Raw genomic sequence first — 15810 nt, 5'->3', positions numbered from 1 at the left:
GCAACTGTTGCCGGGCGGATGTGGGGGCGGCCCGCCGGTCGTCGAGCCCCCGGCGGGCCGACCCGGATCAGGCCGGACGGACGAGCAGCGCCACGGGGTACCGCGCGAGGAGCCGCTCCAGGCGGGGGGCGGCACCGTCGACCGGGGCGTCCGTGAGGATGTCGTGCCAGTCCGTGGTGCCGCCGGGCAGGGGAAGGACGGCGTCCCCCCAGCCGCCGCGCGCCGCCAGGCCGACGGGGAGGCGCGTCGTGACGGCCACCAGCGAGTCGCTCCGGGCGAACGCGATGGCGTGCTCCGCCGCCGGACCCTGCGCGGGCACGGCCCGGTAGCCGGTGAACAGCTCCGGGCGGTACCGGCGGAGCCGCGCGGCGCTGGCCGTGACCAACAGCTTCACGGCTCCCTCGGCGTCGACCTCGGGGAGCCAGCCCTCGTCGAGGCGGGCGAGCAGGGCGCGGCGCGCGGCGAAGTCGACCGGCCGGCGGTTGTCCGGGTCCACGAGGGAGTACTCGAAGAGTTCGGTGCCCTGGTAGACGTCCGGGACACCCGGGCCCGCGAGCTGCAGGAGCTTCTGCCCCAGTGAGTTCGCCCAGCCCGGCTCGGCGATCCGGGAGACGAACCGCTCGATCTCCGACACGAGCTCCGCGTCCGCGAGGACCTGCTTCGGCCAGGCCGCGATCGCCTCGTCGACCTCGGGCGCCGCCTCCACGTGGCTGGTCACGAGCTTGGCCTCCTTCGAGGCCTTGCCCAGGTACGACGAGAGCCGCTCGGCCGAGATGGGCCAGGCGCCGACCAGGCTCTGCCAGGCCAGCAGGTCCAGCGAGGGGTCCGGTAGCGGATGCCGGACGGCCCAGTCGCGCACCAGGTCCGTCCACTCGCGGGGGATCTCGGCGAGCACGGCGAGGCGGGCGCGCACGTCCTCGGACCGCTTCGTGTCGTGCGTGGAGAGCGTGGTCATGGTGCGGGGCACGGTGACCTCGCGCCGGGCCAGCGCGGTGTGGAACTCGGCGGGGGAGACGCCGAAGCGGCCGGGGTCTCCGCCGACCTCGTTCAGCGCGACGAACCGGTTGTAGCGGTAGAACGCCGTGTCCTCGACGCCCTTCGCCATGACCATGCCGGACGTCTGCTGCACACGGGTGGCCAGCGCCCCCTCCGGGTCCGCGAGCATCGCGGTGTGGATGGCGACCAGGACGTCCGCGAGATCCGGCCGGTTCGCCCGCGCCACGGCCACCGCGGTGTCCAGGGAGTCCCGGCCCTCGGGCAGGTAGCTCCGGTACACCGGGAACCCGCAGAGGAACTCCGCGACCGCTTCGCGGACGCGGTCCGCGGCCGGCCCGGGGTCCTCGTCCGTGCTCGGCGCGGCCTCCGGGACCGGGACGAGGGCGGCGATCCGCCGGACCTCCGCGGCCAGGATGGTGTCCGCGACCTCGCGCCGTCCGCGCCTTTCGGCGGCGTGCGAGGACTCCTTGACGCCGGTGTGCTCGGCGGCGAACTGCGTGATCAGGCCGGCGCCGTCCGGGTCCACGAACACCCCGCAGACCTCGCGCAGCGCCTCGTAGCCGGTGGTGCCGTCGATGGGCCAGGAGACGGGGAGGTCCTCGACGACGCCCAGGATCTTCTCCGCCAGCAGCCAGCGCTCCGGCCCGATCGCCGCGCGCAGCCGGCGCAGGTACGCACCCGGGTCCGAGAGGCCGTCCGGGTGGTCCACGCGGATGCCGTCGACGTCCCCGGCCTCGACCCAGCGCAGGATCTCGCGGTGGGCGTCCGCGAACACCTCGGGCAGCTCGACGCGGACGGCTGCGAGCGTCGAGACGTCGAAGAAGCGCCGGTAGGTGAGCTCCGCCGCCCCCCGCTTCCACGAGCAGAGGCGGTAGTGCTGCCGCTCGTGGACCTCCTGCGGGGTGCCCGCGCCCTCGGTGCCGGGGGCCACGGGGAAGGCGTGCTCGTAGTAGCGGAGCTCGGTGCGGTCCTCGGAGAGCGACAGCTCGCCGAGCGCCTTCTCCTCGTCCGCGTCGAGGATCGGGAGCAGCACCGGGCCGGCGTCCCAGTCGATGTCGAAGTGCCCCGCCCACCGCGAGCCGCGGCCGTGCTCGAGCACGTCCCACCACCACGGGTTCGCCTTCGCCACCTCGACGCCGACGTGGTTGGGCACGATGTCGAGCACGAACCCGAGCTCGGCCTCGCGGACGGCGGCGACCAGGGCCTTGCGCCCCTCCTCACCCCCGCGCTCGGCTGAGACCCGAGTGGGGTCCACGACGTCGTAGCCGTGGTTGGACCCGGCGCCGGACTCCAGCAGCGGCGACGCGTACAGCGCGCCGACGCCCAGGGCGTTCAGGTACGGCACGAGCTCGACGGCGTCGGTGAACGTGAGGTCCCGGGAGAACTGCAGGCGGTAGGTCGAGGAGGGGGCCATGGCCTTAGTTCGTCCGCTGCAGCACGAGCAGGGACCGCGCGGGCACCGTGTGCGTGGCCGCGGCCGTCACGGTGGGCGGCTCCGCGGCGACGACGCCGGGGGCGGTGGTCAGCGTGGTCACCTCACCCGCTGCCGTGTCCACGACGATCGCCCACTCCTTGCCGTACTCGGCCGGTGGCAACGTCATCTCGATGTCCTCCCAATGGGCGTTGAACGCGAGCAGGAACGAGTCGTCCGTGACGCGCTCGCCGCGCTGGTCCACGTCCGTGATGCCCTCGCCGTTCAGGAACGCGATGACGGACTTGCCGAAGCCCGAGTCCCAGTCCTGCTCGGTCATCTCCTCGCCGGCCGGGGTGAACCAGGCGATGTCCGCGAGCGAGTCCCGACGCCGCGGCGCGATGGGCCGGCCGGCGAAGAACCGGCGCCGGCGGAAGACGGGGTGGGCGGCGCGCAGGGCCGCGACGCCGGAGGTGAAGCCGATCAGCCCGGCGTTCTTGCCTGCGAGCGACCAGTCCACCCAGGCGATGTCGTTGTCCTGGCAGTAGACGTTGTTGTTGCCGCCCTGCGTGCGGCCCAGCTCGTCGCCGTGCAGCAGCATCGGCGTGCCCTGGCTGAGCAGGACCGTGGTGATGAAGTTGCGCTCCTGGCGGGCGCGCAGCTCCAGCACCGCCGCATCGTCGGTGGGGCCCTCGACGCCGCAGTTCCAGGAGCGGTTGTGGCTCTCGCCGTCGTTGCCGCCCTCGCCGTTGGCGTCGTTGTGCTTGTCGTTGTACGAGACCAGGTCCGCCAGGGTGAAACCGTCGTGCGCGGTGGCGAAGTTGATCGACGCGTAGGGCCGCCGGCCGTCGTCCTGGTAGAGGTCCGAGCTGCCGGTGATCCGGGACGCGAACTCGCCCAGCGTGCCGGGCTCGCCGCGCCAGAAGTCCCGGACGGTGTCCCGGTACTTGCCGTTCCACTCCGTCCACAGCGGCGGGAAGTTACCGACCTGGTATCCGCCGGGGCCGACGTCCCAGGGCTCCGCGATCAGCTTGACCTGGCTGATCACCGGGTCCTGCTGCACGAGGTCGAAGAACACCGACAGGCGGTCCACGTCGTAGAACTCGCGGGCCAGGGTGGACGCGAGGTCGAACCGGAACCCGTCGACGTGCATCTCGGTGACCCAGTACCGCAGCGAGTCCATGATCAGCTGCAGGGTGTGCGGGTTGCGCACGTTCAGCGAGTTCCCGGTGCCGGTGTAGTCCATGTAGTAGCGCGGGTCGTCCTCGACCAGGCGGTAGTACGCGTGGTTGTCGATGCCGCGCATGGACAGCGTGGGGCCCATCTCCGAGCCCTCGGCGGTGTGGTTGTAGACCACGTCGAGGATGACCTCGATGCCCGCCTCGTGCAGGTCCCGGACCATGGCCTTGAACTCGTGGACCTGGCTGCCGGGCCGGCTGCCGCGGGTGGCGTAGGCGTGGTGCGGCGCCAGGAAGGCGATCGTGTTGTAGCCCCAGTAGTTGGAGAGGCCCTTCTCCTGTAGGTGGTGGTCGTTGAGGAACTCGTGCACGGGCATGAGTTCGACGGCGGTGATCCCGAGCCCCTGCAGGTGCTCGATCATCGCGGGGTGCGCGAGCCCGGCGTAGGTGCCGCGCAGCTCCTCCGGGATCTCCGGGTGCGCGACCGTGAGGCCGCGGACGTGCGCCTCGTAGATCACCGACTCGTGGTAGGGGATCTTCGGCGGGCGGTCCGAGCCCCAGTCGAAGTACGGGTTGACCACCACGGACTTGGGCACGAACGGCGCGGAGTCCCGGTCGTTGCGGCTGTCCGGGTCTCCGAAGTTGTAGCCGAAGACGGCCTCGTCCCACTTGACCGCCGCGTCGACGGCCTTCGCGTACGGGTCGATCAGCAGCTTGTTGGGGTTGCAGCGCAGCCCCTGCGCGGGGTCGTACGGACCGTGGACCCGGTAGCCGTAACGCTGTCCCGGCTCGACCGCCGGCAGGTACGCGTGCCACACGAACCCGTCGACCTCGGTGAGCCGGATCCGGGTCTCCTTGCCGCGCGGCGAGAAGAGGCAGAGCTCCACCTTCTCGGCGGCCTCCGAGAAGAGCGCGAAGTTCGTCCCGGCCCCGTCGTAGCTCGCACCCAACGGGTACGGGTTGCCCGGCCACGGACGCATGCTTGTTCCCCTCATCCCGGCATCGGAGAAGTCCGGCTGCCGTGTCGAACCATTTGCTGGGTCCCGGTCCTGTCGAGCCACGGGGCCCCGGGCGGGGCACCGTCGACCCGTGGGAGACGAATCTACCGGGCTGCGCCGGCGCCCGTGGTCGGCCGACCTCGGGGTGTGACGGTCCCCGCAGCTCAGGCATCCGCGAGCCGGGCCGGGAAGCCGCCGGTCGCGATCGGGCTCCAGCGCGTGGGGGTGATCCGGATGAGCGCCTTGCCCTGTGCCGTCATCGCCTCCCGGTACTCGTCCCAGTCCGGGTGCTCACCGGAGATGGACCGGAAGTACTCGACGAGCGGTTCGAGCGCGTCGGGCAGCGTGATCAGCTCGGCGTCCCCGTCCACCTGCACCCACGCCCCGTTGAACTCGTCCGAGAGCACGACCACGGAGGCCTTCGGGGTGCGCGCGACGTTGGCCGCCTTCGCGCGTTCGGGGTAGGTGGAGATCACGATCCGGCCCGCCGCGTCGACCCCGGAGGTGACGGGCGAGCCCTGGACGCTGCCGTCCGCACGGGTGGTGAGCAGGACGACCTTGTGCCGCGGGCGGAGGAACTCGAGGAGCTCGTCGCGTTCGACGGAGGTAATGGTGGCGATCGTGCGGGGCATGGGGACGACCTTAGGAGAAGGGTCCGACAGCCGCCGGGTACCGGATAGGGTGCGGGACGATGAGCACCTTGTTCACGAAGATCATCGACGGCGAGCTGCCGGCCCGGTTCGTCTGGTCGGACGACCGCTGCGTCGGCTTCCTCTCGATCAACCCGCTCGGCCCGGGGCACACGCTGGTCGTGCCGCGCGAGGAGGTCGACCACTGGGTCGACGCCGACCCGGGGCTGGTCGCGCACCTGACGGGCGTCTCGCACACGATCGCCAAGGCGGTGGACGCGGTCTGGAAGCCGCCGCGCGTCGGGTTCCTGGTGGCCGGTTTCGAGGTCCCGCACATGCACCTGCACGTCTTCCCGGCCTGGGACATGGCGGCGTTCGACTTCGGGAACGCGGCGAAGTCCGTGGATGCCGAGGAGCAGGAGGGGTACGCGGAGCAGCTGCGCGCCGCCCTGCGGGACGCCGGGCACGGCGAGCACGTCCCGGACGCCTGACGTGCGGCTCGTCCTCGTCCGGCACGGGTTGCCGGAGCGGGTCCACACCGACGGCGGCGGGGCCGACCCCGACCTGACCCCGCTCGGCCACGAGCAGGCCGGGCGGGTCGTCGGCGCGCTCGAGGGCGATCCGGTCGACGCCGTCTACGCCAGCACGATGCGGCGCGCGCGGAGCACCGCGGTGCCGCTGGCCGCCGCCCGCGGCCTGGAGCCGCGCCTCGTGCACGACCTGCGCGAGTACGACTCCGACGACCGCCAGTACGTCCCCGTGCACGAGCTCGCGCGGAGCAACCCCGAGGTCTGGCAGCAGATGCTGAACGGGCACCTGCCCGCGCACGTCGACGTCGAGGCGTTCCGCGGCCGGGTCGTCGCGGCGATGGAACAGGTCGTCGAGGCGCATCCGGGCCGGGGCACCGCGGTGGTGTTCGCCCACGCGGGGGTCATCAACGTCTACCTGGCACACGTCCTCGGCATCACGCTGTCGCTGCCCTTCCCGCTGGACTACACGGGAGTGACGAGGATCGTGGCGAGCCGGGACGGGCTGCGGAAGGTCCGCACGGTGAACGAGGTCGCGCACGTCAGGGACCTGTTGGACATGCAGCCCAGGCAGGTCTACACACCCGGCCGGCCCGCTGAGAGCGCCGTGGGGACGCCCGTCACCGGGTCGTGACCGCGCGGTGATCGGCCTCGTCCGTACAGTGGGCCCGTGACCGTGCTGGCATCCGTCAGGGGCCCGGCCGACCTGAAGAGGCTCGGACCCGAATCGCTGACCGCGCTCGCGGCCGAGATCAGGGAGTTCCTGGTGAGCTCGGTGTCCCGCACCGGCGGGCACCTCGGGCCCAATCTCGGCGTCGTCGAGCTGACGATCGCCCTGCACCGGGTCTTCGACTCGCCGCGGGACGCGCTGATCTGGGACACGGGCCACCAGGCCTACGTCCACAAGCTGCTCACCGGCCGTCAGGAGGGCTGGGACCAGCTCAAGAAGACGGGTGGGCTCTCCGGCTACCCGAGCCGCTCCGAGAGCGTGCACGACATCGTGGAGTCCAGCCACGCGTCGTCGTCGCTGTCCTGGGCGGACGGGCTGGCCCGCGCCTACTCGCTGACCGGCCAGCAGCGGCACGTCGTCGCGGTGATCGGGGACGGCGCGCTCACCGGCGGCATGGCCTGGGAGGCGCTGAACAACATCGCCGCAGGCAAGGACCGCAACGTCGTCGTGGTCGTCAACGACAACGGGCGGTCCTACGCGCCGACCATCGGCGGGCTCGCGGACCGGCTCGCCACGCTGCGCCTGCAGCCGGGCTACGAGCGGGTCCTCGAGGCCGGCAAGCAGACGCTGCGCGGCACCCCCGTGATCGGCCCGGCGCTCTACGCGGGCCTGCACGCGCTGAAGGCCGGTATGAAGGACGCCATCAGCCCCCAGGAGCTGTTCGGGGACCTCGGCCTGAAGTACTTCGGCCCCGTCGACGGGCACGACGTCGCGGCCATGGAGTCCGCGCTGCGCCGCGCCCGGCACTTCGGCGGCCCGGTCGTCGTGCACGCGGTCACGCGCAAGGGGAACGGCTACCCGCCGGCCGAGAACGACGAGGCCGAGCAGATGCACAGCCCGGCCGCGTTCGACCCGCTCACCGGGCTGCCCACCGGACCCAAGACCACCGGCTGGACCAGCGTGTTCGCCGAGGAGATGGTGGCGCTCGGGGCGCGGCGGCCGGACGTCGTCGGGATCACGGCGGCGATGCTCGGGCCCACCGGGCTGGCGCCGTTCGCGAAGGCCTTCCCGGAGCGCTGCATCGACGTCGGCATCGCCGAGCAGCACGCGCTGACCTCCGCGGCCGGGCTCTCGCGCGGCGGCATGCACCCCGTCGTCGCGCTGTACTCGACGTTCCTCAACCGGGCGTTCGACCAGCTCATGATGGACGTGGCGCTGCACGGCGAGGCCGTGACGCTGGTGCTGGACCGTTCCGGGGTGACCGGCAACGACGGCCCGTCGCACAACGGGATGTGGGACCTGTCGATCCTCGGTGTGGTGCCGGGGATCCGGGTCGCCGCCCCGCGGGACGCCGGGACGTTGCGCGAGGAGCTGGCCGAGGCGGTCGCCGTGGCCGACGGGCCCACCGCGCTGCGGTTCCCGAAGGGCGCGGTCATCGAGTCCGTGCCGGCGGTGCGGCGGGTCGGCGAGGTGGACGTGCTGCACGAGCCGTCGGTCTCGAACGGCAGGGTCAACGGTTCCGGGCACACCACGGTGCCGTCCGTGCTGATGGTCTGCGTCGGCGCCTTCGGCGAGCTGGGTGTGGCCGCGGCCGAGCGGCTCGCGCGGCAGGGGATCGGCGTCACCGTCGTGGACCCGCGCTGGGTGCTCCCGGTGCCGGAGGTGCTGGTGGGGCTCGCGCAGCAGCACCGGCTCGTCGTCACGGTGTCGGACGCCGGGCGGCACGGTGGCTTCGGTTCCGCGCTGGCGGACGTGCTGCGCTCGAACGAGGTCGACGTGCCGCAGCGGGACGTCGCGCTCCCGCAGGAGTTCCTGGAGCACGGCAGCCGGGGTGACGTGCTGGCCGCGGTCGGGCTGACCGCGCAGGACGTGGCCCGCCGGGTCACCGAGTGGGCGTCGGCGCTGCCCGGCTGCCTGCCGTCGATGCCGGCGGAGGTCGTCCTCCCGGCGGAGCAGGCACAGGAGGAGCAGAGACACCGATGAGGGTTCTCGTGGTCGAGGACGAGGCGGTGCTCGCCGAGGCGGTCGCCCGCGGGCTGCGGCGCGAGGGCATGGCCGTGGACGTCGCCCTGGACGGGGACGGCGGGCACGAGAAGTCCGCCGTGACCCGCTACGACGTCGTCGTGCTGGACCGGGATCTGCCCGGGATGTCCGGGGACGCGCTGTGTGCCGCGATCGTCGAGTCGGGGGCCACCACGCGCGTGCTGATGCTGACGGCGAGCGGCACCCTGGAGGACAAGGTCGACGGCCTGTCCAAGGGCGCGGACGACTACCTCGCCAAGCCCTTCGACTTCCCCGAGCTGGTCGCCCGCGTCCGCGCGCTGGGTCGCCGCGCCACCCCGGCCGTGCCGCCCCTGCTCGTCGCCGGGGACGTCGCCCTGGACCCGGCCCGGCGGACCGTGACCCGCGCGGACCGGCCGGTGGAGCTGACCCGCAAGGAGTTCGGCGTCCTCGAGGTGCTGCTCGGCGCCGGCGGGGCCGTGGTCAGCAGCGAGGAACTGCTGGAACGGGTCTGGGACGAGAACGCGGACCCCTTCACGACGACCGTCCGGGTCACCGTGATGACCCTGCGCAAGAAGCTCGGCGAGCCCGGCGTGATCGAGACCGTCGTCGGCGCGGGCTACCGGGTGCCGGCCGCGGGCTGACATGCCGCTACGGGGTCCGGGCCTCCGACTCCGGCTGACGCTGCTCAGCACCCTGCTGGTCGCGATGGTCAGCGCCCTGCTGCTCTACCTCGGCTGGCTCCTGGTCGGCGACGTCGCGGCGTCGGTACCGTCGCTGCCGCCGGGGACGACCGTGCGGGTCGGGGACCTGGACGTCCCCGCCTCGGAGGTGACGAGCGCGGTCGGCGCGGCCGCCCGGGCCGAGGTGCTCCGGGCCGGGCTGATCGCGTTCCCGCTGGTGGTGGCCGCGGCCGGGCTCGTGGCGTGGGTGCTGGCGGGCCGGATCCTGGCGCCGCTGCACGCCGTCACGTCCGCGGCGCGACGGCTGTCCGCGGAGTCGCTGGACGAGCGGATCGCGCTGCGGGACGCCCGCGGCGAGGTCGCCGAGCTCGCCGCCACGTTCGACGCGATGCTGGACCGGCTGCAGGCCGCCTTCGACGCCCAGCGCCGGTTCGTCGCCAACGCCAGCCACGAGCTGCGCACCCCGCTGTCCGTTCTTCGCACCGAGGTCGACGTGACGCTGGCCGACCCGGCTGCGGACGTCGCGGAGCTCCGCCGGATGGGCGACGTCGTGCGGGACGCCACCCGCCGCGCGGACGACCTGGTGGGCGGCCTGCTCCTGCTGGCCCGGACCGAGGCGATGGGGGCCGTGCAGGCGCCGGCCCGCCGGCCCGCGGACCTCCGGGGCGTTGCGAAGCGGGCCCTGGCCGTCGTGGCGAGGGAGGCGCGGGCGAAGGGCGTCCGGGTCCGGGTCGACGGTGGTCCGGCGCCGGTCTCCGGGGATCCCGTGCTCCTGGAGCGGGTCGCCGGGAACCTGCTGGAGAACGCGGTGCGGCACAACGTGGAGGGCGGCTGGATCGAGGTCCGCACCGGCGTGCGCGGCGCGGACGCGGAGCTGTGCGTGTCCTCGAGCGGCGCGGAGATCCCGGCGGAGCGGGTGGCGGAGCTGTTCGAGCCGTTCCGCCGCGGTCCGGTCGCGCGCACCGGGAGCGCCCCCGGCTCCGGCCTCGGCCTGTCGATCGTGCGGGCGGTGGTGACGGCCCACGGGGGCGAGGTGCGGGCCGACCCCGTCCCCGGCGGCGGCCTGACGATCACCGTGATCCTGCCCGCCGCCACCTCCTGACACCCCGCTCACGCCCAGGTTCGCGTGCCGACGCCCATGCCGGAACGGGTGCGCGGACCGTGAACGTGGGCGTGAGCGCTGTCAGGTGGTGGTCGCGCGGGACTGCAGAGCCTGCTCGAGGGGCTCGCGGAGGAGGGTGCGCTGCCAGCTCCGGGCGCCTCCGGCGGCGAGGAAGGCGTCGACTTCACCGTCCTCCGGCGGGGTCCAGCAGAGGCGGCGGAGCAGGTCGGGCTGCAGCAGGTTCTCCACCGGAATCGTCCACCGCTCGCCGATCCCGGCGAGGGCGGCGCGGGCGGCGGAGAGCCGGGCTGCGGCGTCCGGGTCCCGGTCCGCCCAGCGGGAGACGGGCGGTGGCCCGTCGTTCGGCGGCGACGGGCGGGGGAGCTCCTCGTTCGGCAGCCGGGAGGCCGCCGAGATCGCGGAGAACCAGTACGAGGTGAGACGGCGCTGGGCGCGGCCCCGGAACACCGGCAGCGCCGCGAGGGCGTGCGGGTTCTCCGGCGCGGCGACGGCCGCCTCGACGATCGCGGCGTCCGGCAGCACGCGTCCGGGCGCGATGTCCCGCTCCGCGGCGAGTGTGTCCCGGGCCTCCCACAGGCCCTTGACCAGGGCGAGCGGCCGGGGCTTGCGGATCTTGTGGATGCCCGACGTGCGGCGCCAGGGTTCGGCGCGCGGGGCGGGCGGCCCGGCGGTGCGGACGGCCTCGAACTCCTCCAGCGCCCACTCGAGCTTGCCCTGGCGCTCCAGCAGGTCCGCGAGGACGTTGCGGAGCTCGACGAGCACCTCGACGTCCAGCGCGGCGTAGACGAGCCAGTCCTCGGGTAGTGGGCGCCGGGACCAGTCCGCGGCGCCGTGGCCCTTCTCGAGCGCGAGCCCGAGCAGATTCTCCACCAGCGGCCCCAGCCCGACCCGGGGGACGCCGGCGAGCCGGCCCGCGAGCTCGGTGTCGAAGAGCCTCGCGGGCCGCAGCCCGGCCTCGGCCAGGCAGGGGAGATCCTGGGACGCGGCGTGCAGCACCCACTCCGGCCCGTCCAGCGCGGGGGCGAGCGGCGAGAGGTCCCCGCCCATCGGGGTCGGGTCGATCAGCGCCGTCCCGGATCCCTCCCGGCGAAGCTGGACGAGGTAGGCACGCTGCGAGTAGCGGAAGCCGGACGCCCGTTCCGCGTCCACGGCGAGAGGGCCCGTACCGGCGGCCAGGGACTCCGCCGTCCGGTCCAGTGCCGCCCGGTCCGCGACGACGTCAGGGAGGCCGTCCGCGGGCCGGAGGAGCGGGACGGGGGCCGGTGCGTGCGGCCCCGACTCGGTGGCGGGCATGACGACATCGTCCGCCGACGCGATACGCGCGGCCGACCCACCCCCCGAGCCGTGCGACGTCAGCGGATGACCCCGGCTCTCATCGCCAGCGCCACCATCTGAGCGCGGTCACCCGTGCCGAGCTTGCGCCCGATCCGGGAGAGGTGGCTCTTCACGGTGAGCGCCGACAGGCTCAGGGCCTCGCCGATCTCCTTGTTGGACTGGCCGTCCGCGACCAGCTGGAGCACCTCGACCTCGCGCGCCGAGAGCTCGCGCGGGGTGTTGTCGGTACCCGGCACGCGGGTGCCCGTGGCGAGCAGCGGAGCCACCGTCGGGTCGGCGTAGACGCCGCCGTCCAGGACCCGCTTCACACCGTCGGTCACCACCGCCGGGGACGCAGACTTGAGCAGGTAGGCCTGCGCACCCGCCTGGAACGCCGAACGGACCGCGTACGGGTCGTCCGACGAGGCGAGCACGACGAGCCGGGTCCAGCCCAGCTGACGCAGCTCCGTGACGAGGTCGAGCCCGCTGCCGTCCGGCAGGCCGAGGTCGAGGATCGCCAGGTCGCACGGTCCGTTCGCCTGGGCGCGCGCACGCGCCTCGGCGACCGAGGCCGCTTCGTACACGGTGCCGGCCCCCATCGAGCGCAGACGCGCCGCGATCGCCTCGCGCAGTAGTGGATGATCGTCCACCACCAGCACCGAGAAAAGCTCTTCCCGCGGATGGGGAACCATCGCGGGTGTGAGCACGGCACCTGGGGTGCCGCGCAAGGGTGTGCCTTGGCCTACTACGGCCACGTCACTACCTCCCTGGAGTCGGTCGTTTGCCCCCCGACCAACACCGGGACCTCGGGGGACGGAGAGTTGCGCCCGACCGCCCGAGGAGGTGTCGTGGAGGAACTGTAGCCCCCCAAGCGGTCTAACGTCGTGTATCCGTTCGAACTTCTCCGGGTGAAAGTTACAGCGTTGTACGTCAGGGTGCACCCGAATGGGTGATCCACTTGCTGTGCACGGGCTGTGACCAGCCAATTCTCCACCGAAGTCGTCGTCCACTTTAAACGCTTCGCTTCGCAAGCGTCGCCACCCCGACCGGGGGTAGTCCCGCAGCCGTCGCGACCAGGGCGCAGAAGGCGTCGGCGTGGGCGGTCAGCTCGCCCGCGTCGTCCGTGGGCGTCCAGGAGGCCCGTAACTCCACGTCATCATCGCGGCGCGGGCCGGCGATGTCCCCGAACCGGACGGACGACGTCTGGGTCACGGTCCCGCCGAGCGCGACGTGCTTCGCGCCGGCCTCCTCCAGGGCCTCGGTCAGCCACGACCACGCGACGACGGGCAGCATCTCGTCGCCGAGCTGCTCGCGTTCCAGCCGTGCCTGGACGAAGCAGACGATCCGGAAGGTGCCCTCCCAGGCGTCCTGCCCGGCCGGGTCGTGCAGCAGGATCAGCCGCCCGGAGGTGTCCGGCTCGTCGAGGTCGTCGGTGCCGTCGCCGCGGTGGCCGATGTCCGCCTCGACACTGAACGCCCACGTGAACGGGGCGAGCCGGGGTGGCGCGTCGAGCGGGCGGAGCACGAGATCCGGGCGCGGTCGGACGGCGGAGAGCGTCGCGACCGCATGACGGAAGACCTCGGGTGGGGCGGGCGCGTCAGGCACGAGCGGGAACTCTAGGTCTGGGGCCCGGACCCAGGGCGCAGGCGCGCCGGGCCGGGCCCTGGACGTGGCCCACCCTGTGGGACACTCCTGACGTCATGACGTCTGCGAATCCCACCCTCACGGCCGCCCCCGCCGCCTCCGTCGTCCCCGTCACCCCCGGGGCCCGCCGGTCGCTGCCGGACTCCGCCTTCCTCGCCGCCACCCGCGGTGAGCGGCCCACGCACCTGCCCGTGTGGTTCATGCGCCAGGCCGGGCGGTCGCTGCCCGAGTACCGGGCCCTGCGCGCGGGCACGGGCATGCTGCAGTCCTGCATGACCCCGGAGCTGACCTGCGAGATCACCCTGCAGCCGGTGCGCCGGCACGGGGTGGACGCCGCGATCCTGTTCAGCGACATCGTGGTGCCGCTGTACGCCGCCGGGATCGGGGTGGACATCGTGGCCGGGACCGGTCCCGTCGTCGCGGAGCCCGTGCGGACCGCGGCGGACGTCGAGCGCATCCCGCGCCTGCGGCCGGAGCAGGTCGCCCCCGTCACGGACGCGATCGGGCTGCTGCTGCGCGAGCTGGGCGACACGCCGCTCATCGGGTTCGCGGGCGCGCCCTTCACCCTCGCGTCGTACCTGGTCGAGGGCGGGCCCAGCAAGAACCACGAACGCACCAAGGCGCTCATGCGCACCGCGCCGGACGTGTGGCACGCGCTGATGAGCAAGCTGTCCGGGATCACCGCGACGTTCCTGGAGCTCCAGGTCGCCGCCGGGGTCGACGCCGTCCAGCTGTTCGACTCCTGGGCGGGCGCGCTCTCCGAGCGGGACTACCGCACCTACGTCCTCCCGCACTCCGCGGTCGTCCTGGGCCGCCTGGCCGGGGCGGGCGTCCCGCGCATCCACTTCGGCGTCGGCACGGGGGAGCTGCTGCCCGCGATGGCGGACGCGGGCACGGACGTCCTCGGCGTGGACTGGCGGACCCCGCTGGACGTAGCTGCCCGCCGCGTCGGCCGCGGCCTGCCGGTGCAGGGCAATCTCGACCCGGCCGTGCTGTTCGCGGACCACGCCTCGATCGAGGCCGAGGTCCGGCGGATCGCCGCCGAGGGCGCCCGCACCCCCGGGCACGTGTTCAACCTGGGGCACGGCGTGCTGCCGCACACGGACCCGGACGTGATCACGCGCACGATCGAGCTCGTCCACGCGCAGCCCGTCTGACCCGGTGAGCGCAGCCCGGATCGCGGTCGTCGGCGGGGGGATCTCCGGTCTCGCCGCCGCGCACCGCCTGCGCACCCTGCTCGGCCCGGAGGCCGAGATCGTCGTCCTGGAACAGCGGGACCGCACCGGTGGCGTCCTGCACACCGTCGAGCTGGCCGGGACGCCGTTCGACGTCGGCGCCGAGGCCTTCCTCACCCGCCGCCCCGAGGTCCCCGCCCTGCTCGAAGAGCTGGGCCTGGCGGACCGGATCGTCCATCCCACCGGGGCGAGCCCGTCGATCCGCGCGGGCGGACGCACGGTGGGGCTCCCGCCGGGGACGATGATGGGCGTCCCGACCTCCCGGGCCCGCCTCGACGACGTGCTGTCCCCGGCCGGTCTCGCCGCCGTCGCCGCCGAGCCGGACCGGCCCCTGGTCTGGGAGCCCGGCACGGACGTGAGCCTCGGCGGCCTGCTCCGCGAGCGCTTCGGCCCGGAGGTCCCCGAACGGCTGACGGACCCGCTGCTCGGTGGCGTCTACGCGGGCCGGGTCGACGCCCTGGGCCTGCGGGCCACCGTCCCCGCCCTCGCCGCCGCCCTCGATGCGGGCGCTTCCTCCCTCACCGCCGCCGCCACCTCCGCCACCTCGCCCCCCGCGGGCCGGGGTTCGGCGGCGCCCGAGCCGGGGTCTGCGGGTCCGGTCTTCGGCGGCATCCGCGGCGGCTACCGGGTCCTGCTCGACGGCCTCGAGTCCGCCTCCGCCGCCACCGTCCGGTTCGGCACCACCGTGCGCTCGCTGGAGCGCCGGGGGGCCGGCTGGCGGCTGGTCCTCGGGCCGACCACGCGACCGGAGGCCCTGGACGTCGACGCCGTGGTGCTCGCCGTCCCCGCGCCGGCGGTCCGGAAGTTGCTCACCGGCCCCGTACCCGCCGCCGCCGCGGCGGCGGGGGAGGTGGAGCTGGCGTCGTCGGTCGTCGTGGCGCTGGCCTACCGGCCCGCCGACGCGGCGGCGCTGCCCCCGACGTCCGGGGTGCTGATCGCCGCGGACGAGCCCCTGGGCATCAAGGCCGCCACGCACTCCTCGAACAAGTGGGCGCACCTGGGCGCGGACGGCCTGGTCCGGCTCCGCGTCTCGACCGGCCGGTTCGGCGAGGCCGCCACCCTGCAGGTCGACGACGACGAGCTCGTCGCCCGCGCGCGGGTGGACCTGGCAACGTTGCACGGCATCACCGCGGCGCCGGTCGAGGCGGTCGTGCAGCGGTGGGGCGGGGGGCTGCCGCAGTACGCGGTCGGGCACCTGGACCGGGTCCGCCGGATCGAGCAGGCGGTCGCGGCCGTCCCCGGGCTGGCCGTCGCGGGGTCGGCGCTGCACGGCGTCGGGGTACCCGCCTGCGTCGCGACGGCGCGGGCCGCGGCCGAGACGATCGCGGCCGTCGTGCAGGTGACGGCGCCGTAGAGCAGTGGGGCCGGGCGAAGTGGGGCCGGGCACGTCGCGGGCGAGGC

General features: G+C 73.9%; 13 protein-coding genes. 7 read left to right on the top strand and 6 right to left on the bottom strand.

From position 1 onward, the window contains the following. Window positions 1–67: 67 nt before the first annotated feature. From treY to JWP64_RS01535, 3 genes are all read right to left on the bottom strand, one after another. Window positions 68–2410: a malto-oligosyltrehalose synthase gene (gene treY, locus JWP64_RS01545; RefSeq protein ID WP_297491310.1), complete on the bottom strand. Its 2343-nt coding sequence runs from the start codon at window positions 2408–2410 to the stop codon at window positions 68–70. Window positions 2411–2414: 4 nt separating this feature from the next. Then, window positions 2415–4565 (bottom strand): glycogen debranching protein GlgX, encoded by a 2151-nt coding sequence (gene glgX / locus JWP64_RS01540; protein ID WP_297491307.1) that lies wholly within the window; start codon window positions 4563–4565, stop codon window positions 2415–2417. A 182-nt stretch (window positions 4566–4747) separates the two neighbouring features. Then, window positions 4748–5215 carry a PPOX class F420-dependent oxidoreductase gene (locus tag JWP64_RS01535; RefSeq protein WP_297491305.1) on the bottom strand — a complete coding sequence of 156 codons (468 nt, stop codon included), beginning with the start codon at window positions 5213–5215 and terminating at the stop codon, window positions 4748–4750. Window positions 5216–5274: 59 nt separating this feature from the next. On the opposite strand from JWP64_RS01535, the gene JWP64_RS01530 reads away from it, so the two are divergent. From JWP64_RS01530 to JWP64_RS01510, 5 genes are read left to right on the top strand one after another with little or no spacing between them, the layout of a single operon-like run. Beyond that, window positions 5275–5703: an HIT family protein gene (locus tag JWP64_RS01530; protein ID WP_297491302.1), complete on the top strand. Its 429-nt coding sequence runs from the start codon at window positions 5275–5277 to the stop codon at window positions 5701–5703. Window position 5704: 1 nt separating this feature from the next. Then, window positions 5705–6373, top strand: a complete 669-nt coding sequence (locus JWP64_RS01525) for a histidine phosphatase family protein (protein WP_297491300.1) — start codon at window positions 5705–5707, stop codon at window positions 6371–6373. A 36-nt stretch (window positions 6374–6409) separates the two neighbouring features. After that, window positions 6410–8392 (top strand): 1-deoxy-D-xylulose-5-phosphate synthase, encoded by a 1983-nt coding sequence (gene dxs / locus JWP64_RS01520; protein WP_297491298.1) that lies wholly within the window; start codon window positions 6410–6412, stop codon window positions 8390–8392. After that, window positions 8389–9054, top strand: coding sequence for a response regulator transcription factor (locus JWP64_RS01515; RefSeq protein WP_297491296.1), 666 nt, complete (start codon window positions 8389–8391; stop codon window positions 9052–9054). The genes dxs and JWP64_RS01515 overlap by 4 nt, the downstream gene beginning before the upstream one ends. A gap of 1 nt (window position 9055) precedes the next feature. Continuing rightward, on the top strand, window positions 9056–10195 hold the full coding sequence (locus JWP64_RS01510; RefSeq protein WP_297491294.1) for a HAMP domain-containing sensor histidine kinase: 1140 nt from the start codon (window positions 9056–9058) through the stop codon (window positions 10193–10195). 81 nt (window positions 10196–10276) lie between these two features. Here JWP64_RS01510 and JWP64_RS01505 read toward each other — a convergent pair whose 3' ends face one another. The 3 genes from JWP64_RS01505 to JWP64_RS01495 all read right to left on the bottom strand — a co-directional run bounded on the left by JWP64_RS01505 (window position 10277) and on the right by JWP64_RS01495 (window position 13135). Then, a complete protein-coding gene (locus tag JWP64_RS01505; protein WP_297491291.1) occupies window positions 10277–11509 on the bottom strand; it encodes an HRDC domain-containing protein in 1233 nt (410 codons plus the stop codon). Window positions 11510–11568: 59 nt separating this feature from the next. Then, on the bottom strand, window positions 11569–12222 hold the full coding sequence (locus JWP64_RS01500) for a response regulator transcription factor (protein WP_297491325.1): 654 nt from the start codon (window positions 12220–12222) through the stop codon (window positions 11569–11571). A 319-nt stretch (window positions 12223–12541) separates the two neighbouring features. After that, window positions 12542–13135 (bottom strand): DUF3000 domain-containing protein, encoded by a 594-nt coding sequence (locus JWP64_RS01495; RefSeq protein ID WP_297491288.1) that lies wholly within the window; start codon window positions 13133–13135, stop codon window positions 12542–12544. A gap of 95 nt (window positions 13136–13230) precedes the next feature. Here JWP64_RS01495 and hemE point away from each other — a divergent pair, with 95 nt between their 5' ends. Together hemE and hemG are read left to right on the top strand one after the other, a co-directional pair. Next, window positions 13231–14331, top strand: coding sequence for a uroporphyrinogen decarboxylase (gene hemE, locus JWP64_RS01490; RefSeq protein ID WP_297491285.1), 1101 nt, complete (start codon window positions 13231–13233; stop codon window positions 14329–14331). 4 nt (window positions 14332–14335) lie between these two features. After that, a complete protein-coding gene (gene hemG / locus JWP64_RS01485; RefSeq protein ID WP_297491282.1) occupies window positions 14336–15763 on the top strand; it encodes a protoporphyrinogen oxidase in 1428 nt (475 codons plus the stop codon). The last annotated feature ends 47 nt before the right edge of the window (window positions 15764–15810 follow it).

Origin of the sequence: Pseudonocardia sp. (assembly GCF_025465255.1) — a bacterium.
Taxonomy (GTDB): domain Bacteria; phylum Actinomycetota; class Actinomycetes; order Mycobacteriales; family Pseudonocardiaceae; genus Pseudonocardia.
Note: the sequence above shows the minus strand (reverse complement) of the source record. Positions and strands in the feature narration are given on the sequence as shown.